Consider the following 18,188-nt stretch of genomic DNA (forward strand, 5'->3'; position numbering starts at 1 on the left):
TACGCGTTCTATACCAACTTTTTATTGATTAACAGTCGGTTACGTTTTCGCTTCGAGGAGCAATGTACCACTGTTTTGTACCGTTTTTCAAGCTTTTTATGACCAGCTAGACATTATAATCTAGCTGGTGAATGAACACTAATCTGATAGGTAGCTTAAAGCCATAAAACTGGTGTGGCATCCCTCCATTTTTGCAAGCTTGAATAAATATTCTCTAAATGCCTAGCCAAACCAAATAATTTAGTATAAGGTTAATCTTGGTTTGCTGGTTCGTTATTTGCAAACTGGAGAAAGTGATGAATAAATATTTTATTGAAGTTGAATGTGGAGTCTATGTGGCAACGAGTGAGTTACAAGACTATCTAAAAGACGAAAAATTGCGTCTTAACTTGACATGGAAAGCGTTTAGTGAACGTATTGGGGGTATTTCCCCTGAATTTTTAGGCTCTATTGCTAGGGGAACCAGTAGTAACCGTTTTAGTGAAGAAACTAAAGCATCTTTGGTTTCTTACATTAACTCTTCTAGAGAGCGAAATGAAGTTATACCTAATTTGTCGGCTATTCCGACAGAAGCTTTGATTACGGAAATAAAACAGCGTTTGACGTCGAAAAATACTATCAAGTTGCCACATCGATGTCCTCGTTGTGGTCGAATAGCTTCGTCTTTTGAGGAGATTGATGATGTATTCGGCTTCAGAAATAGTCAGGGGCTTTTTTCTAGCCAGTCATGGTGCCGAGATTGTAGGCGCATTCAAAAATAATTTAATGGAGTCAGTATGGCGATAACATCTTCAGGTTCAATTACATTACCTCATACATGCCCTTGTACTCTCTATAATTGTAATGCAACAGCCGAAACTTATAAAGAGCTTGATTCTCGTTTTGGTTTTAGAACGATTAAAGGACCTAATGGAAAAATAATCCGTTCTCAAAGTTGGTGCCGTGTTTGTAGAAGCAGGGCTAGTAAAGAAAATAAGAAGATGGATTAATTAACTCTATTTCTTGAGTTTGATTTGTTCTTTTTTCATAAAAAACGCAGATTGTCAGGCTTCATTTTTTATCTTCGAAGCCTGACAATCTGAGTCAATACAACTAAATTACCTTTTTGATATTGGTGATATCATCATCGGTCAGTATTCCCTTTTGCTTTAATGGTGCTAACTCAGCTAGAAACTCTAGCGAGTCCATTTTCAGCGTGGTAAGTGAGATTTCATAGATTAGTTCTTTCTTTTTGCTGTCCAGCTCTTCTTGAGTAATCATATCGGCATCAAATAATGCCGATAGCTTTTTAAACTGGCTGACTACGATTGAAACGTCAACAGTATTTTTGCTATTTTCAGTCTCAATAAATTGCTGATTAAGCAGTTTGGCTGTATTGAAAGCGTCAAAGATAGAGAATATCCATGGAATAAACGCTAATGGGAAGAATATGAAAATGCAGATCACTGCTGCTATAAATAAGCCTAAACCTTTTGCAATCTCGCCATTATATAGTTGTCCTGCCCCGGTAATTATAAATGAAAATACACCAGCTAATGCCGGATCATGTGATGTTGTTGTTTTTTCCATGTAATACTCTCTTTAATTAACAGTTGAATTTTCTAAAGTCACTTTGTTTGTGCTATTTTGTATAGTCCAAATGAGCTAATTAGAATTCAGCTTATGATGTCTTTTTATTGAATGATATGAAGATGCTACGGAACCAGCTATAGAGGCTATAATTACAATGAAGCCAGCGTGTTTATTATATACGAACATATAGCCATCTATTCTGGCTTCTGTAATGAATTGATAGCCAAGCATCAATGAGATTAAGAGTAACAAAAAGACACTAAACCCATTACCAATAGCTTTTATTTCGGTTAAGATTGGCGTTAAGCCTAGGTTTAAGAGAATTGGCGTTATACATGAGGCCAACAACAAATAGTAGGTATCATTGTTGTATGCCATATAGTAGGTTGGTACAAGCAAGGCGATTATAATCAGTAATAGTTGCAATAGTAGTGAATTGTGTTTTTTGATTGCCTCAAATAGAGCGATGAAGGCACTGTAAGAGAGAACGAATACACCAATAAACAAGATAGTTCTTACAATTATCACTGTTTCAATATCTATCCCCCCTCTTGTATAGAAGTATGTAGCGGTAATCTTTACTTGTATCCTCCAAACATCTATAACAAGCCACATAAAGCCAGTAGAAAGAAATAGTCCTAGGATTACGAATAATTTTGATAGATGATTTTTCATGTTAGTATTTAAACCTATGAGCTTACAGTGTGGTAACTTTAGTTGATGTGCAGGGAATCCAGCTATCATTGAAAAGTAAAAACATTTCTGACCTTCCTTTTTGGTCATAAATTTTTATTAATGTTTTGATGTAGTATTGTTTGTTTGAAAATATGGCAATTGGGTTATCGGTTGTTCCTTCATAATGGCTGAATGGTAGAAAAGGGGTGCCTTCCATCGAAAGAGACGATTGTTTAGGGTTATCCGGCACGATCATATCTAACCGAATACCATTTGTGCATACTAGCTTTATATTGACAGTGCTGGCATAGCCAGCAGAGGTATACAATAAAGCCAGTGCTAGGATAATTTTTAAGTACTTCATTACTTTTTTTCCAGTAAGTCAGGGCGGTTTTCCCTGATGATTCGATAAATGCTAGTAATGCCAATGCCGAGTTGACGCGATATGTCCGGCTTACTGAGTCCATGCTCAACCAATTTAATGATTTCTTGTGATTTCTCCCTCGCTGTTGCTTTGCGGCCTATGTATTTACCTTGCTGCTTAGCCAAGGCGATACCCTCAGCTTGACGCTCTAGCATGATTTCACGTTCAAACGTGGCGATGGCTCCAATCATGGTGAGCATTAGCTTGCCCGTAGGCGTGCCTGTATCAATGCCGATGTTCATAATGAGCAGTCGGACTTGTTTTGCTTCTAAGTGGTCTGAAATCTCCAGCAGATGCTTTGTGTTGCGTGCTAGGCGGTCGAGCTTGGTGACTTTCACCGTGTCGCCTTCACGAACGTAATCAAGCAATGCCATGAGTTCGGGGCGGTTGTCTTTTGCACCGCTGATGATCTCCTTGAACACTTTGTCGCAGTCTTGTAATGCATTGAGTTGTGCATCTAAGCTTTGGCCTCGTGTGGATACACGGGCGTAGCCAACAATAGCCATTATTTCCTCCAGACCCTGCCAATAGAGCATGCTAAGATGTGTAAACATGCCAAAACCGCAAACAAGGGTTTTGGCAGGCCTGTAAGCCTTGTTACACTGTTCATTCGGTGGAGTGCCGTTGAGGCATGCTTATTGGTAGGGCAACAATATTTGAGTTAAGACTAAGCGTATCTCTTCGATACGAGAGCGAGAATATTTATAGTTAAGGTGATTAAGCCTTTGAGCAGTGTTGCTATCAGTAATTTTTTCATAGGGGATTGCCTTTTTGTTGATACGGGCTGTATCTCTATGCTTATACCTGGTCTCAGGGCTATAGTTGAATTCGTGATGTAAAGGTACTAAGTGAGGGGGTGCCGTTAGAACTACTTATGTGGAATTCATCGCTAGCATCTATGAAATGTATTGTTATCTCTCTTGGAAGAAGGGGGTTTTTATTAAGATGCATGTTCTAGGAAATACTAGGCTATGACTGAACAAATAAAGAAAAAATCCCCCTTAAAAGGAGGAATTGATATAGATATATATAGATAGCAATTTCTATATAGTGTGTATATTTATGGACGATAAAAATGTATTTACGTTAACCTAATGATTTCAAATGCTTTATTCCTTTTTGGGACGTTAGGGCACGTTAAAGGTGTAATTATCTATAACCCGTTGATAACAGCTCATAAATAGCCATTAAAAAACGATAAGGTACTACTGGTAGTTGCATCGACTGTTTAATGTACTTCTGGACAGAACTATATAATCGCCTTTTTGTGGCTGTTTATATGGAATTTTTAGCCTGTCATCGAGTAATTGCCTAACGCTTTTTAAGGGTTGTCCTTTGAGTTTTAGTAGTAAGGCCAAATGAGGCTCCCGTTCTATCGCTTCTTTTAGTGAACTCGCAGTGACTTTTACCTTTCCATGTTGATTAGCTATATTGGCAGATAAAAGTAATGATTTCACAAATTGCTCATAACTTTGGAGTGTCTTGGTTTGGCTAATGAGATCTAACCAGATATCTTGCTCATCTTTGCGTACTCGGATGAGCGTATACTGAGGCTGTGAGCGAAAAAAGGCATTGCGTTTTCTATCATTTACTCTATAGGATGCTTTTTGTTGATGTGCTTCTTCATCAAACTCAATAACGGCTGTTTTTTCCTTGAGTTTAACAACAAAATCCACTCGAAAATTTCCTATCCTTCGTTGAGTCTCTAGCTTGATGTTAGTAGAGAAATGCAGTTGTAATACCTTTTTGAGTTTTGCTCCGAACACTGGTTCATGCCTTGATTTCCTCCTATCAGCATGAGTAGGAAGGGGAGTATTAGGTATCATTGAACGAATTTCATCAATAACTCCTTGATATAGTTCACGATGTGGGTGGCTAGATAAAAGCAGTATTGCATTACTAGGGGTCAAGAAAATACGCTTTGACCACTGATGTTTTTCAATGCCTAAATTTCGCAGTTGCTCTCCGGATAAATGCTTTCTGGCAATATTTAACCAGCTATTGATTTCATCAGGCTCAATATCAATCATTTTACAGATGCTTAGAAGGCTGATTGTTAGAGTAGGGTATTCAACAATAAGGCCGCCATAAGTTACTCGATAGCTTCTAGCCAATTTAGGGCTTTTTAAAGCGTAACCATCTAGATTTAAGGAGCTAGCTGGTACTCTTGGCCTTATACGACTCAGCATAAATTCTGGCGAATCATATTTACCCAATTTAAATGCAGTTTGTCCGGGTTTAAAAAGTTGAGTGTATTCCATGATGTTTGCCTCATCATTTTATTCGGTGATGATGTAAGGGATCACTTGTGTTCTATACCTTACTTAACTTTCTGAATTCCAAAGATTTAGCACGGGAAGTTCTAACCGAGGTATCGTTTGAATCAGCTCTTTCTTGGCTTCAATAGGGTATGAGCCATACCCACCGCTAACGTCTTCTTGAGCATGACCTGTAATGTCATTTTGGATATCTTTTCTGGCGTTGATGCTTCGGCAATGTGTGATAAATGTATGCCTAAAGCTATGAGTCGGTTTGATCTCTTTACGGGTGATGCCGTGGCTTCGGATGTACCCGCCCCACCAGCGAAGGAAATTATAAGACGATTTTCCCGAGGGGTTTTTTCGTTCAGTAAATAGATAGTGCCCACGGCTTTTAACGTATTCAAGGAAGCCTAAATCAATGATGTGGCTGTGAAGCGGTACAACACGAGATAACCCTGTTTTCGTTGATTGTTCGTCAGTCGATTCGATTTGAATGCAATAAATGCCGCTATCCCTGATGATATTTTCAGTATAGAGCTGAGTAATTTCTTCCACTCTGGCACCTGTATAATACAGAATGATTGGCACCCAGTAGGCCATTGCACCATGAGGCGTTTCTTCACCGTGGAAGAGTGGAGTATTAAAGATAAGGGCGATTTCATCACGAGTGAAATCAAGTTCTTTAGCAGTTTGGCGTTGCCGTTTGCGTTTAGGCATTAAGCTAACAGGATTTTCTGAGATAAGCTCATCCTCGGTGGCTAAGCGAAAAATAGACGACAAGGCCATGAGTTGGTTTCTGACCGTTTGAGGGCTGATTTTTTCGCCGCTGAGTTCTGCTTGCTCTTTTAACGGTAGCTTTTTAACGGCTTTAGAAGGGCGGCATGGCAGCCGTTCAAGGAGTTGCCTAAAATCAGCCATATCTTGCTTTGTAATCGCTTCTATTGGTTTACTACCAATAAATTCCACAAAGCGAGTGACGGCTGTCTCGTAGGCTTTAATTCGCTTTTCTGCTTCACGAGGCTCTGCATAGCGGACATGCTCTTTATAGCGTTCAAACATTAGGCTAAAGCTGATTGTGGGCTTAGTGGCTTTTTCTTGGGCGGTGGCAGAATATCTAGGCAAAATGTCAAGTATGTGCATTTCAGCAGCTTGCATTCTATAGTCAGCTAAACGCCATGCTAACGTTACTTTCCATGTTGGCGTAAGTTCAACAGGCGTTAGTTCAAGTGACTCCTTTAATTCATGCCTGAGCAATTGGAGCAGCTCGATATCACGTTGCTGATAATCATCAGGGACGTTGATAGCTGGAGAATTAAATAAATCATCGGCTGGCATAGCAGAGTAGTTAGGGTAATCGTCATTTTTTTCGAGATAACAATGAATTATCCTACTTTCAGGCGACAGGTCTAAACCATAGAGGGAATCGACTAAATAGCGTTCTTTAATAAGTTCAGGTTGTGGAAGAATAAAAGTTAACCAGCTTGAGGCTATGCGTTCAATATCATCTTTGGTAATAGCTTGCTCAGCGTGCAGAGTTCTTCTTGCCGCGTCAATTTCAGCTTGCATTAAGGCAATGACGGCTGGAGCTTTACGTTTTGCTTCTGCGAGGTCTTTAGTTTGCAGTGAACGTTTAAGCTCACCTTTTCCGAGGGTGTTTTTAAGGTCGGCAGGCACTGCCATTCTGAGGTTATAAACCCCGTGTTTGTTCTTAGTTGGCTGTATCATCGTGCTCATGAATGTACCACCATTCTGTACCACCGTGAAGCAGATTCGGTGATGAGTGAAAGATGAAATTCACTGATAAACCAATAAGTTAATGATATAGAAAGCAAAAACCCCCGCCGAAGCGAGGGTTATAAATGCGTGGTGCCCGGACTCGGAATCGAACCAAGGACACGGGGATTTTCAATCCCCTGCTCTACCGACTGAGCTATCCGGGCAACGGGGCGCATTAAACCGTATTAGGTGGTTGGCGTCAACGAATTTTTGCTAAAAAAACGCAGTTTTTAACTGAGTGTTTTCTTTTTCAGCAAAAATTGTTGGTTTAACGCGCGATTACTGTTTTATTAACTTAAAGCTCCTTTTTTACGGCATAACGCAATAGTTAAAATATCCTCTGAGAGATGCTGAGCAATTTCGACATCTTTAATATCTCTTTGAATCAGTAAACGATTCAAACAGCCCTCTAAAACTAATTCCATTTGATTTGCCACGAGCACGGGGTCTTCAATATCTAATTCATCTAATAACTCTTTGGTATATAGAAAAGAGTTATCTTTTTGTATTCGGCTTAGTTGGTGGATAGGGTGCTGTGGATCAGGATAGTGATTACAGGCTGAGACAAATAAACATCCAGGGAAACGCCCTTCGCTAACACGTTGGTACAGCTGTTGGTAGCGTGCGGAAAGTTTTTGTTGGGGGCTTAACGACTCATCTAACCGTGTTTGACGTTGCCAAATTTCAATCTGTTGCCCATGATAACGCAGGCAATCGTACACTAAGGCCTCATCATCAGGCCAAAATTGGCGGATCATGTTGAAATCAGGGGCTATCTCATGGAGAAGATGCTCGGTAGAGGCAGAGAGGCCTTGTTTTTCTAACTGGTTTAGAGCATGGCTTAAAATTTGTTCGCGCTGTACTGACATTGTTAGCTCCATCACAATATTGTTCTCATCTTCCCATCATAACAATGATCATTATTGATTTATAGCAGTTTGCTTTGTGAGCAATATTGTTGATGACAAAAATAGGTAAGGTGTGATCAGGGTAACTGTCAGACAATTTGCAGTATGAGAGCTATCAACATGATACGATTAAATAATTATCGTGTTTTTCATAGGTACTCATCATGAAAATTATTATAGCTCCAGATTCATTCAAAGAGAGCATGAGTGCAGAATCTGCTGCCGATGCCGTGAAACAAGGCTTCCAAGCGGTATTTCCTGATGCAACGTTTTTAAGTCTACCCATAGCAGATGGTGGGGAAGGTACGGTTGATGCGCTGATTGCCGCTGCGAGCGGAGAAAGAGTATCTGTTGAGGTATTTGATCCACTCAATAAACCTATAACAGCAGCTTATGGTTTGCTTCATCAAGGAACGACAGCAGCGATTGAAATGGCTGCTGCAAGTGGATTGATGTTAGTTCCGCCAAAAGAGCGTAACCCGATGCTAACCAGCAGTTATGGCACAGGTCAATTAATTAAAAATGCCTTAGATAAAGGCGTACAGCAGATTATTTTAGGTATTGGTGGCAGTGCAACGGTTGATGGTGGCGTTGGTATGCTGCAAGCCTTAGGGGCTGTTTTTTATGATGAGCAGCAACAACGGCTAGGCCAAGGGGGGGAAGTACTCAATAAGATCGCCAGTATTGATATTTCAGGTCTCGACCCTCGTTTAAAAGATTGTGACATTGATGTGGCGTGTGATGTGGACAACCCTCTTGTTGGTGAGCGTGGTGCCGCTACAGTATTTGGTCCTCAAAAAGGGGCAACACCTGAAATGGTTGCCATGTTAGAACGTGGGCTGAATCAACTGGCAAATGTAATAAAAAGCACAACAGGTATAGATTACCGTCACTTAGCAGGAGGTGGTGCGGCTGGAGGAATATCTGTCGCCGCAGCCGCCTTTTTGGGAGCACAACTAAAACCGGGCATCGATATTGTGATTCAAGCGGTCGATTTAGAAAAAGAGATGATGGATGCTGATTTAGTGATCGTTGGTGAAGGGAGTATGGACGAGCAAACCGCAGGGGGGAAAGCACCGATTGGTGTTGCCAAAGTGGCGGCAAAATACCATGTTCCAGTGATAGCATTAAGTGGTGTGTTAGGGAAAGGTGTGGACGCTTTACATCAAGAAGGCATTGATGCTTTCTTTAGCATATTGCCTCGCTTGTGCGCGCTCGACGAAGCATTAAATGAAGGCGCCATTAATTTACAGCAGACTGCTTATAATGTGGCGAAGGTGTTAAAAATAGGGCAGAAGCTTTAATCGCGCGACGATAGGTTAATTCATCACGGATAGCTGTTTTGATGACTTAATTGCTTTTATGAGGTGAATGATAGCGGTTTATGGCTTGATGACTGCACATTCAAATCTAAACATGCCCTGCTATCTGTGCAATGGCGTATGAATAAATCTGCTAGTAGGATACGGTCTGGGTTATCCGTGCAACGCTATTTAGTTTTTTAAAAGAAAACCCGCAAAATATTGCGGGTTTTTGTATGGGTAGAATATCCAATAACTACAGGATCATACCGCCGAATAGGAAACCGAAGGTAACAGCTAAGATCACGGCAATAGTGCCCGGAATAAAGAATGGATGGTTAAAGACAAAACGGCCAATGCGTGTGGTTCCGGTATCATCCATTTGTACAGCAGCAACCAGTGTTGGGTATGTTGGTAGAATAAACAGACCAGATACTGCTGAGAATGATGCGATAGCTGTCAGTGGGCTAACATGAAGCGCGAGTGCCATAGGCATCAACGCTTTTGCTGTTGCAGCTTGTGAGTACAGTAGAGCTGAACAGAAGAAGAAGATCACGGCTAGCATCCATGAATGTTCATGGATCAGGTCACCCGCTGTTGCTTTAATCCAATCAATATTATGTTGTACGAATGTATCACCTAACCATGCAACACCTAAAATACAGATACATGCGCTCATACCGGCTTTAAAGGTACTTGAGTTAAGGATCGCGTCTGTATTGACTCGGCATAAAATAGTGATGAGGGTCGCTACACTCAGCATAATGATTAAGATAGCATTAGTGGTGTTCATCAATGGTGTTTTGACTATTTCTAAGCTTGGGCTGTTGATAATAGCGTAGACAACAACACCGACAACGCCTAGCAAGAACAAAAATACAGATGATTTTGCACCAGGTTTGATAGCTTTAACTTGGCTACCACGCAGTTCAACTAAGCCTTCTGCTAAACGTTTTTGGTAAACAGGATCATCAGACAGTTTCGAGTTAAACGTCCAAGAGATGATGAATGACATCAAAATGATAGCAAGGAAAGTGGATGGCAGTAAAATAGCGAGCAACGTAATATAGCTAACAGTGTTACCTGCACCGACCATGGCGGAGTTTTCCATCACAGAGGCCATATACACAACTGCCGCTGAGATTGGGGACGCTGTAATACCAATTTGAGCCGCAACAACCGCAGTTGAAAGTGGGCGGCAAGGTTTGACGCCTTGTTCTTTTGCCACTTCTGCAATGACGGGTAAAGTTGCTAAAGAGATATTCCCTGTACCAGCAAATAAGGTTAGGAAATAGGTCACGATTGGTGCAAGGATGGTGATGTATTTAGGATTACGACGCAGTAGTTTTTCTGTCTGATCGACTAAGTAATCAAGTCCACCTGCAATTTGCATTGCAGAAATGGCAGCGATCACAGCCATAATAATAGAGATAACGTCAAATGGTATAGTACCTGGTTTTACGCCAATAGCAGCGAGTACCAGTACACCTAGGCCACCGGCAAAGCCGATACCTATCCCACCGAGACGGGCCCCCAAAAATATGGCCAGCAGAACAATGATAAATTCTACGGCTAACATAGTGTTTACTCCTCGACAAATTTAAAATTAAAAATATGAAACTGTAGTGTTAATTTTTTGTGTGTGCATAAAACTAAAAAGGCACGCTTTCCGAAGGAGAGGCGTGCCTTGATTTTTAAGAGTTATTTATGGTTAGCATAAACGATTAGTCATCAAATCTTTTCGCTTTATAAGCTGGGTGTTTTAGGTTCTCAACAGAGAAAATATCATCCAGCTGCTCTTCGGTCAGTAGGCCGCGCTCCAGAACGACTTCACGGACACTCTTGCCTGTTTCAGCACAGATCTTACCTACGATATCACCATTATGGTGACCAATGAATGGGTTCAGGTAAGTAACAATACCGATAGAGTTAAAAACAAACGCTTCACAGATTTCTTTGTTCACTGTGATACCGTTAATGCATTTTTCAACTAAGTTACGGCACGCATTGTTCATCAGAGAAATGGATTCAAACATCGCTTGACCGATAGCTGGCTCCATTACGTTCAACTGTAGCTGACCCGCTTCAGCTGCCATTGTAACACAAACATCGTTACCGATAACTTTGAAACAAGCTTGGTTAACCACTTCAGGAATAACTGGGTTAACTTTTGCTGGCATAATTGAAGAACCTGCTTGTAATTCAGGCAGATTGATCTCTTTGAGGCCTGCACGTGGGCCAGAAGACAGTAAGCGCAAGTCATTACAAATTTTAGATAGCTTAACGGCAAGGCGTTTTAGGCCAGCGTGAACGGTGATGTATGCACCACAGTCAGATGTCGCTTCAATCAGGTCTTCTGCCGGTACACAAGGTAAGCCAGTCACTTCTGCTAATTTCTCAACAGCCAATTTTTGGTAGCCCGGCGCAGTATTCAAACCTGTACCGATTGCCGTTGCACCTAAGTTCACTTCTAACAGTAATTCAATACTACGTTTTAGGTTTTTCTCTTCTTCTTTTAAGAGCGTTGCAAAGGCATGGAATTCTTGACCAACGGTCATTGGTACAGCATCCTGCAATTGGGTACGGCCCATTTTCAGAATGTCTTTGTATTCTTCTGCTTTTTTCTCAAAACCTTTTTTCAGGTATTCAACAGATTCAATCAGTTTTACAACGGAGTTGTATACGGCGATACGGAAACCTGTCGGATAGGCATCGTTGGTTGACTGACTTTTATTTAAGTGGTCATTAGGATTTAGGTATTCATATTCACCTTTTTTATGACCCATCAGTTCAAGACCAATGTTTGCAAGGACTTCGTTGGTATTCATGTTTAGTGATGTACCTGCACCACCTTGGAATACGTCAACAGGGAACTGGTCCATGCATTTACCGGTATCCAGTACAACATCACATGCTTTGATAATGGTATCTGCAATGTTACGTGGAATAGTGTGAAGTTCTTTGTTCGCCATTGCTGCCGCTTTTTTAACCATTACCATGCCGCGAATAAATTCGGGCACGTCGTTAATGGTGCGGTCGCTGATATAAAAGTTTTCAATCGCACGCAGAGTATGAACACCGTAATAGGCATCAGATGGGACTTTTTTCTGACCTAACAGGTCTTCTTCGATACGAGTATTGTTTGACATGAGAACCTTCTTAATTAGATTACAGTTACTGTCTATTATGCGCTTTTAAAAAATATATACCGTAAAACAAAACATTCTAGGTGTTAAACACCTGTTACTCCATTATCAGCATGATGATCTACTGATTTATGAGTAGATGATATGCGGTTCTTTAATCATTACCTTGAACCTAGATCACTATATAGTTTGATTTATGAAACAGATTTCAAAATATGTGAACATACTCACAGATGAAACCAAAAAAATTAGAAATCTCCATGAGTTGAAAAGCGTTATAGTGACCTCCATCATTATGTCTATACTATGTGAAAAAGCGAATGTTGTTGTTTGTCTCTTAGATACAGTTCACAAAGGTTTTCCAAGAGGCGAGAACTAACCTATATCCAACGAACTTCTGGGTGTGAATAGGTGGCAAACTCTCTGAGAACATGACTCGAATAGAGAGTGGTCGATACTTGAGCAATAAGAAGAACGAAGGAGATAGCTGATTGAAATAAAGGAGAACTTGTGCGCTGGTTACCGCTAATATTGATATGCCTTCTCATTTATATTGAGTCCGTCATATTCGTTCGTGTTGCTTCAGAAATTGGGGTATTGGCAACACTCATACTGGTTGTGTTGACATCTTGTTTGGGAATTTCTCTGGTCAAAAATCAGGGAATGAAAAATGTCATGCAGATCCAGCAAAAAATGGCAGCAGGTGAAAGCCCCGCAGCAGAAATGATTAAAAGCGTTGCGTTGGTACTTGCTGGCTTCTTATTAATCCTGCCAGGGTTCTTTACTGACTTTATTGGTTTGCTGTTATTGTTACCTCCTGTGCAAAAATTGTTCGTCATGCGTTTGATTCCACATATCCGTTTTTCCCAAACTGGAAATGGTTTTAGTGCAGGGCGTAACAATCCATTTCAACAAGGGGATACATTTGAAGGGGAATTCCAACGTAAACAGGATGATCCATCATATAAACTCGATAAATCCGATGATTCTAACGAATCAGAAAAAGATAACCGCTATAAGTAAGAGCCCCCATTAAAATAGGGAAGGTAAAAACAAAAAAATTTTATCTTCCCCCCTTGAAGTCACTCCAATTAGCCCCAATCTGCTGAAACATGGTACTGGTTTATTTAGGCATACTGGTATCGTCCTTTTACCTAGTGTGGACTTTATTTATAGGAGAACTATTAATGAAAATTCGTCCATTGCATGACCGTGTTATCGTCAAGCGTAAAGAAGTTGAATCAAAATCTGCAGGCGGTATCGTTCTGACTGGCACTGCAGCAGGTAAATCTACGCGTGGTGAGGTCCTCGCCGTTGGTAATGGTCGCATCCTTGAAAATGGTGAAATCAAAGCGTTGGATGTGAAAGTCGGCGACATCGTTATTTTTAACGACGGTTATGGCGTGAAAGCTGAAAAAATCGACAACGAAGAAGTGCTGATCATGTCAGAAAGTGACATCCTCGCGATTGTTGAAGCGTAATTTTCACTTAGATCTTCTCAACTAACGAAAAGAATTTAAAGGAAAGAAATAATGGCAGCTAAAGACGTTAAATTTGGTAATGACGCACGCGTAAAAATGCTTCGTGGTGTGAATATTCTAGCAGATGCAGTTAAAGTAACTTTGGGCCCTAAAGGCCGTAATGTGGTTCTTGATAAATCATTTGGTTCACCAGTTATCACTAAAGATGGTGTTTCTGTTGCACGTGAAATCGAATTAGAAGATAAATTCGAGAACATGGGCGCACAGATGGTGAAAGAAGTTGCTTCTAAAGCTAACGATGCAGCGGGTGATGGTACAACAACTGCAACAGTTCTGGCGCAAGCTATTGTTACTGAAGGTCTGAAAGCCGTTGCAGCGGGTATGAACCCGATGGATCTGAAACGTGGTATCGATAAAGCAGTAGTTGCAGCTGTAGAAGAGCTGAAAGCACTGTCTGTTCCATGTTCAGACTCTAAATCTATCGCACAGGTTGGTACAATTTCTGCAAACTCTGACGAAACCGTTGGTAAGTTAATTGCAGAAGCAATGGATAAAGTCGGCAAAGAAGGCGTTATCACTGTTGAAGAAGGTACTGGTCTGGAAGACGAACTGGATGTTGTTGAAGGTATGCAGTTCGATCGTGGTTACCTGTCTCCTTATTTCATTAACAAGCCAGAAACGGGTGTTGTTGAACTGGAAAACCCATTCATCCTGTTAGTTGATAAAAAAGTATCTAACATCCGTGAACTGCTGCCAGTATTAGAAGGCGTTGCTAAAGCGAGCAAACCACTTCTGATTATCGCTGAAGATGTTGAAGGCGAAGCACTTGCGACACTGGTTGTTAACACCATGCGTGGTATCGTGAAAGTTGCTGCGGTTAAAGCACCTGGTTTCGGTGATCGCCGTAAAGCAATGCTGCAAGATATCGCTATCCTGACTAACGGTACTGTTATCTCTGAAGAGATCGGTATGGAGCTTGAAAAAGCGACATTAGAAGATCTGGGGCAAGCAAAACGTATCGTCATCAACAAAGACACAACAACTATCATTGATGGTGTTGGTGAAGAGTCTGCTATCGCAGGTCGTGTTGCACAAATTCGTCAACAAATCGAAGAATCAACTTCTGATTATGACCGTGAAAAACTGCAAGAGCGCGTTGCTAAATTAGCTGGCGGTGTTGCTGTAATTAAAGTTGGTGCGGCAACTGAAGTTGAAATGAAAGAAAAACGTGCTCGCGTCGACGATGCGCTGCACGCAACTCGCGCAGCGGTTGAAGAAGGTGTTGTTGCTGGTGGTGGTACTGCACTGGTACGTGTTGCCGCTAAACTGGCTTCACTGAAAGGCGATAATGAAGAGCAAAACGTGGGTATCCGCGTTGCACTGCGTGCGATGGAAGCACCAATGCGTCAAATCGTCACTAACGCAGGTGAAGAAGCTTCTGTTGTTGTTAACAAAGTTAAAGCAGTTCAAGGCAACGAAGGCTACAACGCAGCAACTGACACTTATGGTGATATGATCGAGATGGGTATCTTGGATCCAACTAAAGTAACTCGTTCTGCATTGCAATTCGCTGCATCTATCGCTGGTCTGATGATCACAACTGAAGCGATGATTACTGAAATGCCTAAAGATGAAGGCCCTGATTTAGGTGCTGCAGGCATGGGCGGTATGGGTGGAATGGGCGGTATGATGTAAGCCAATTGGCCGCATCACGCTCACACAGTCAATAAGAACTGTTAAGCCTTCTAACCGGTATTGTTGGTATTAACCGACAATACCGGTTTTTTATATGAATAAATATGTTTGAGTTGATTGATGGTAGGCCGACCGAATGTCTAAAGTGGAGAATATCGATAATCTAAAATGACGCGAAAGATTTCGATACGCTTATTTTGAGTAAAAGCCCTTGAATTTGCTAATTGTATAATTGTGCATTTATTTTTGCGCAAAGACCGTGCGGCAGGTTATATTTGGAGTAAGGCAAAAGGTGGTTTGGTGAGTAACCAAAGGTGAAAGCGTTATAGGCTCTTTATATTTCATGTGATGTTTCGAATTATTTAGAGTATACGCGTTTTATGGTAAGCTTTGTTTGCTGACGAGGGTGGGCAAATTTTATGGTCATGCCTTTGTTGATACTTTGAACCGTTATCCATATCTCTCAATATAGATCTGGCGAATTTTGGCTGTAAATAGGCGCTCGAGTGACTATAATTTAGTAGCGCTAATGAAGATCAATTCAATGATGCCGTTAATAGCAACGGTATATTGAACAAAGAAGGGAATGAGTGGTTCTCAAACCAGCTGCAAAAACACTATGATAAATGAGGGAAAACATGCGTATTAAAGTATTGCTTGGTGCTGCTGCATTACTACTTTTAGCAGGTTGTTCGACAACAACTAATTTAACTGCGGCGGGCTCACAAGTTCGTTTTGTTGAAAACCAACCTGGAAGTGATTGCCAGCTTCTTGGTCAAGTCACAGGAACTCAAAGCAACTGGTTGAGCGGTGTCAATAGTGAATCAAGCTCTATGCGCGGCGCGGCAAATGATCTGCGTAATAAAGCAGGCGCAATGGGCGGAAATGTGATTTTTGGTGCGACTAGCCCAAGTGAAACTATCCTCTCTAGTTTTATCCCAGTTGATAGTAAAATGGTCGGCCAAGTTTATAAGTGCCCCTAAAATGAATATCTGACGCCCGATCGTATAGACGATGCGGGCGTTTTATTTCAGCACTGTCTTAGGTTTAGGTCGAGTAACGTCTTACTCGGCTCTCCGCCAATCTCCCGTGCTAATTTTGGCACCAAATAGCCAGAAACCTTCCCAAGCAATTGTTGTATTAGCAACCTAGCTTCTTGGTCGCTCACTAAGAAATGCGCAGCCCCTTGCACCTTATCTAAAACATGCAAGTAATACGGCAGGATACCCGCATCAAATAGCGCATTACTTAAATTCGCCAATGTATCTGCATCATTGTTCACCCCACGTAACAGTACGCTTTGATTGAGTAAGGTCACGCCGGCATTTTTTAATTTTTGCATCGCGGCTTTAAAGTGATCATCTATCTCATTAGCATGGTTGAGATGCGTTACCATGATCACTTGAAGACGTGAGTGAGCAAGTCGCTGACACAGGTTAGTGGTAATGCGTTCGGGGATCACTACAGGTAAACGAGAGTGGATCCTCAGCCGCTTAATGTGGGGGATCGCTTCGAGTTGCCCAATTAACCAATCCAGTTCACTGTCTTTTGCCATCAAGGGATCACCCCCTGAAAAGATGATTTCATTGAGTTCAGTGTGGTTTTTTATATAATCCACAGCTATCAACCAATTATTTTTGTTTCCCTTATTATCTTCATAAGGAAAATGTCGGCGGAAGCAGTAACGGCAGTTTACTGCACAGCCCCCTTTCACCAACATCAATGCTCGGTTGTGATATTTGTGGAGTAAACTGGGGATCGCATTATTTTGTTCATCTAATGGATCTGTAGAAAACCCCGGATAGGTATCAAATTCTGCTTTTGCAGTTAATACTTGCAATAGCAGAGGGTCTTGTGGATCGCCTTTTTTCATGCGCGAAATAAACGGCCTTGGTACACGTAATGGAAATAATTTACGTGCGTCGTTGCCATCTTTCGATGCTTGATGGCTTTCTAGCCCCAGTATTTGAAGCAATTCATCAGGATTAGTGATTGCTTCAGCAAGTTGTTGTATCCAGACTTCTCTGGATGAGGTATTTTGAGTTACAATATCGACCATTTTTTGGCTATGCCATTTTTAGTGTATAAATTAGAGGATCTCCATGGCTACTTATAGTACCAATGAATTCCGCTCAGGTCTTAAAATCATGTTAGATGGCGAACCTTGTGCAATTCTTGATAGTGAATTCGTTAAACCGGGTAAAGGTCAAGCGTTTGCACGTGTTCGTATTCGTAAACTGATTTCTAACAAACTGTTGGAAAAAACATTTAAGTCTACTGATTCTGTCGAAGCCGCAGATGTCATGGATATGAACTTAACTTACCTTTATAACGACGGTGAGTTTTGGCATTTCATGAACAACGAAACTTTCGAACAGCTTGCAGCGGACGAAAAAGCGGTTGGTGATAACGCTAAATGGCTGATCGACCAAGCTGATTGTATCTTGACTCTGTGGAATGGCCGCCCAATCGCGGTGACTCCACCTAACTTTGTTGAGTTAGAAGTCACAGATACTGACCCAGGTCTGAAAGGTGATACAGCGGGTACTGGCGGTAAGCCAGCGACTTTAAGCACGGGTGCAGTGGTTAAAGTTCCTCTGTTCGTTCAGATTGGTGAAGTGATCAAAGTTGATACTCGTTCAGGCGAATACGTTTCACGCGTGAAATAATACCTGTTTGCTTGAAGCTAAAAAACCGTAATGTTGTAAGACATTACGGTTTTTTTTACCCAAAAAGAGAAGCTGAATTTAACAGCACTTAAACCCGCCTTTTCCACCATAGCGAGCATCTTGGCGCTCTTTAAAGAACTCTTCATATGTCATTGGTGCTTGATCTGGATGATTAAGTCGCATATGAGCAACGTAATTGTCATAATCAGGCACACCAATCATCATTTTGGCTGCTTGCCCAAGGTAACGAGCCGCATTGCCGAGTGAACCAAACATCTTA

Annotated in this window: 19 protein-coding genes and 1 tRNA gene; 8 read left to right on the plus strand and 12 right to left on the minus strand. The window is 41.3% G+C overall.

Annotated elements, in window-relative coordinates; genetic code table 11:
• The first annotated feature begins 296 nt into the window (after positions 1-296).
• Positions 297-761 (plus strand): hypothetical protein, encoded by a 465-nt coding sequence (locus PR675_RS16745; RefSeq protein ID WP_272582809.1) that lies wholly within the window; start codon positions 297-299, stop codon positions 759-761.
• A 15-nt stretch (positions 762-776) separates the two neighbouring features.
• On the plus strand, positions 777-989 hold the full coding sequence (locus PR675_RS16750; RefSeq protein WP_272582810.1) for a hypothetical protein: 213 nt from the start codon (positions 777-779) through the stop codon (positions 987-989).
• A gap of 103 nt (positions 990-1,092) precedes the next feature.
• Here PR675_RS16750 and PR675_RS16755 read toward each other — a convergent pair whose 3' ends face one another.
• From PR675_RS16755 to dicD, 8 genes are all read right to left on the minus strand, one after another.
• Positions 1,093-1,569, minus strand: a complete 477-nt coding sequence (locus tag PR675_RS16755; RefSeq protein ID WP_272582811.1) for a hypothetical protein — start codon at positions 1,567-1,569, stop codon at positions 1,093-1,095.
• 75 nt (positions 1,570-1,644) lie between these two features.
• Positions 1,645-2,247: a hypothetical protein gene (locus PR675_RS16760; protein ID WP_272582812.1), complete on the minus strand. Its 603-nt coding sequence runs from the start codon at positions 2,245-2,247 to the stop codon at positions 1,645-1,647.
• 22 nt (positions 2,248-2,269) lie between these two features.
• Positions 2,270-2,611: a hypothetical protein gene (locus tag PR675_RS16765; RefSeq protein ID WP_272582813.1), complete on the minus strand. Its 342-nt coding sequence runs from the start codon at positions 2,609-2,611 to the stop codon at positions 2,270-2,272.
• The gene (locus PR675_RS16770) at positions 2,611-3,177 is read right to left on the minus strand and encodes a recombinase family protein (RefSeq protein ID WP_272582814.1); all 567 of its coding nucleotides are present in this window, start codon (positions 3,175-3,177) and stop codon (positions 2,611-2,613) included. Before PR675_RS16770 ends, PR675_RS16765 begins: the two co-directional genes overlap by 1 nt.
• A gap of 699 nt (positions 3,178-3,876) precedes the next feature.
• The gene (locus tag PR675_RS16775) at positions 3,877-4,932 is read right to left on the minus strand and encodes a DUF559 domain-containing protein (RefSeq protein WP_272582815.1); all 1,056 of its coding nucleotides are present in this window, start codon (positions 4,930-4,932) and stop codon (positions 3,877-3,879) included.
• Positions 4,933-4,995: 63 nt separating this feature from the next.
• Positions 4,996-6,666 carry a site-specific integrase gene (locus PR675_RS16780; RefSeq protein WP_272582816.1) on the minus strand — a complete coding sequence of 557 codons (1,671 nt, stop codon included), beginning with the start codon at positions 6,664-6,666 and terminating at the stop codon, positions 4,996-4,998.
• 130 nt (positions 6,667-6,796) lie between these two features.
• A tRNA-Phe gene (locus PR675_RS16785) sits at positions 6,797-6,872 on the minus strand.
• 126 nt (positions 6,873-6,998) lie between these two features.
• Positions 6,999-7,577 (minus strand): division control transcriptional repressor DicD, encoded by a 579-nt coding sequence (gene dicD, locus PR675_RS16790; protein WP_036942948.1) that lies wholly within the window; start codon positions 7,575-7,577, stop codon positions 6,999-7,001.
• Positions 7,578-7,780: 203 nt separating this feature from the next.
• On the opposite strand from dicD, the gene PR675_RS16795 reads away from it, so the two are divergent.
• Positions 7,781-8,920 carry a glycerate kinase gene (locus PR675_RS16795; protein ID WP_060560755.1) on the plus strand — a complete coding sequence of 380 codons (1,140 nt, stop codon included), beginning with the start codon at positions 7,781-7,783 and terminating at the stop codon, positions 8,918-8,920.
• 253 nt (positions 8,921-9,173) lie between these two features.
• Here PR675_RS16795 and PR675_RS16800 read toward each other — a convergent pair whose 3' ends face one another.
• Positions 9,174-10,496 (minus strand): anaerobic C4-dicarboxylate transporter, encoded by a 1,323-nt coding sequence (locus PR675_RS16800; protein WP_004925858.1) that lies wholly within the window; start codon positions 10,494-10,496, stop codon positions 9,174-9,176.
• Between the two features lie 145 nt (positions 10,497-10,641).
• Positions 10,642-12,066 carry an aspartate ammonia-lyase gene (gene aspA / locus PR675_RS16805; protein ID WP_060560754.1) on the minus strand — a complete coding sequence of 475 codons (1,425 nt, stop codon included), beginning with the start codon at positions 12,064-12,066 and terminating at the stop codon, positions 10,642-10,644.
• 507 nt (positions 12,067-12,573) lie between these two features.
• Here aspA and PR675_RS16810 point away from each other — a divergent pair.
• From PR675_RS16810 to PR675_RS16825, 4 genes are all read left to right on the plus strand, one after another.
• Complete coding sequence (locus PR675_RS16810; protein ID WP_004925855.1) at positions 12,574-13,086, plus strand: FxsA family protein; 513 nt, start codon at positions 12,574-12,576, stop codon at positions 13,084-13,086.
• A gap of 164 nt (positions 13,087-13,250) precedes the next feature.
• Positions 13,251-13,544 carry a co-chaperone GroES gene (locus PR675_RS16815; protein ID WP_008914587.1) on the plus strand — a complete coding sequence of 98 codons (294 nt, stop codon included), beginning with the start codon at positions 13,251-13,253 and terminating at the stop codon, positions 13,542-13,544.
• Between the two features lie 51 nt (positions 13,545-13,595).
• On the plus strand, positions 13,596-15,239 hold the full coding sequence (gene groL, locus PR675_RS16820; protein ID WP_004925846.1) for a chaperonin GroEL: 1,644 nt from the start codon (positions 13,596-13,598) through the stop codon (positions 15,237-15,239).
• Positions 15,240-15,877: 638 nt separating this feature from the next.
• Positions 15,878-16,222 carry a DUF4156 domain-containing protein gene (locus PR675_RS16825; protein ID WP_014657509.1) on the plus strand — a complete coding sequence of 115 codons (345 nt, stop codon included), beginning with the start codon at positions 15,878-15,880 and terminating at the stop codon, positions 16,220-16,222.
• 47 nt (positions 16,223-16,269) lie between these two features.
• On the opposite strand, the gene epmB is transcribed toward PR675_RS16825, so the two are convergent.
• Complete coding sequence (epmB, locus tag PR675_RS16830) at positions 16,270-17,298, minus strand: EF-P beta-lysylation protein EpmB (protein ID WP_004925842.1); 1,029 nt, start codon at positions 17,296-17,298, stop codon at positions 16,270-16,272.
• Positions 17,299-17,341: 43 nt separating this feature from the next.
• On the opposite strand from epmB, the gene efp reads away from it, so the two are divergent.
• The gene (efp, locus tag PR675_RS16835) at positions 17,342-17,908 is read left to right on the plus strand and encodes an elongation factor P (protein ID WP_004925840.1); all 567 of its coding nucleotides are present in this window, start codon (positions 17,342-17,344) and stop codon (positions 17,906-17,908) included.
• Positions 17,909-17,986: 78 nt separating this feature from the next.
• Here the strand turns inward: efp and PR675_RS16840 are convergent, their stop codons facing one another.
• A complete protein-coding gene (locus tag PR675_RS16840; protein WP_060560753.1) occupies positions 17,987-18,184 on the minus strand; it encodes a YbdD/YjiX family protein in 198 nt (65 codons plus the stop codon).
• Positions 18,185-18,188: the final 4 nt, after the last annotated feature.

Origin of the sequence: Providencia sp. PROV261, assembly GCF_028477945.1 — a bacterium.
GTDB lineage: Bacteria > Pseudomonadota > Gammaproteobacteria > Enterobacterales > Enterobacteriaceae > Providencia > Providencia stuartii.

Coding starts and splice junctions, on each gene's coding strand:
- PR675_RS16745 (WP_272582809.1), top strand. CDS start 297: ATGAATAAATATTTTATTGAAGTTGAATGTGGAGTCTATGTGGCAACG.
- PR675_RS16750 (WP_272582810.1), top strand. CDS start 777: ATGGCGATAACATCTTCAGGTTCAATTACATTACCTCATACATGCCCT.
- PR675_RS16755 (WP_272582811.1), bottom strand. CDS start 1,569: ATGGAAAAAACAACAACATCACATGATCCGGCATTAGCTGGTGTATTT.
- PR675_RS16760 (WP_272582812.1), bottom strand. CDS start 2,247: ATGAAAAATCATCTATCAAAATTATTCGTAATCCTAGGACTATTTCTT.
- PR675_RS16765 (WP_272582813.1), bottom strand. CDS start 2,611: ATGAAGTACTTAAAAATTATCCTAGCACTGGCTTTATTGTATACCTCT.
- PR675_RS16770 (WP_272582814.1), bottom strand. CDS start 3,177: ATGGCTATTGTTGGCTACGCCCGTGTATCCACACGAGGCCAAAGCTTA.
- PR675_RS16775 (WP_272582815.1), bottom strand. CDS start 4,932: ATGGAATACACTCAACTTTTTAAACCCGGACAAACTGCATTTAAATTG.
- PR675_RS16780 (WP_272582816.1), bottom strand. CDS start 6,666: ATGAGCACGATGATACAGCCAACTAAGAACAAACACGGGGTTTATAAC.
- dicD (WP_036942948.1), bottom strand. CDS start 7,577: ATGTCAGTACAGCGCGAACAAATTTTAAGCCATGCTCTAAACCAGTTA.
- PR675_RS16795 (WP_060560755.1), top strand. CDS start 7,781: ATGAAAATTATTATAGCTCCAGATTCATTCAAAGAGAGCATGAGTGCA.
- PR675_RS16800 (WP_004925858.1), bottom strand. CDS start 10,496: ATGTTAGCCGTAGAATTTATCATTGTTCTGCTGGCCATATTTTTGGGG.
- aspA (WP_060560754.1), bottom strand. CDS start 12,066: ATGTCAAACAATACTCGTATCGAAGAAGACCTGTTAGGTCAGAAAAAA.
- PR675_RS16815 (WP_008914587.1), top strand. CDS start 13,251: ATGAAAATTCGTCCATTGCATGACCGTGTTATCGTCAAGCGTAAAGAA.
- groL (WP_004925846.1), top strand. CDS start 13,596: ATGGCAGCTAAAGACGTTAAATTTGGTAATGACGCACGCGTAAAAATG.
- PR675_RS16825 (WP_014657509.1), top strand. CDS start 15,878: ATGCGTATTAAAGTATTGCTTGGTGCTGCTGCATTACTACTTTTAGCA.
- epmB (WP_004925842.1), bottom strand. CDS start 17,298: ATGGTCGATATTGTAACTCAAAATACCTCATCCAGAGAAGTCTGGATA.
- efp (WP_004925840.1), top strand. CDS start 17,342: ATGGCTACTTATAGTACCAATGAATTCCGCTCAGGTCTTAAAATCATG.
- PR675_RS16840 (WP_060560753.1), bottom strand. CDS start 18,184: ATGTTTGGTTCACTCGGCAATGCGGCTCGTTACCTTGGGCAAGCAGCC.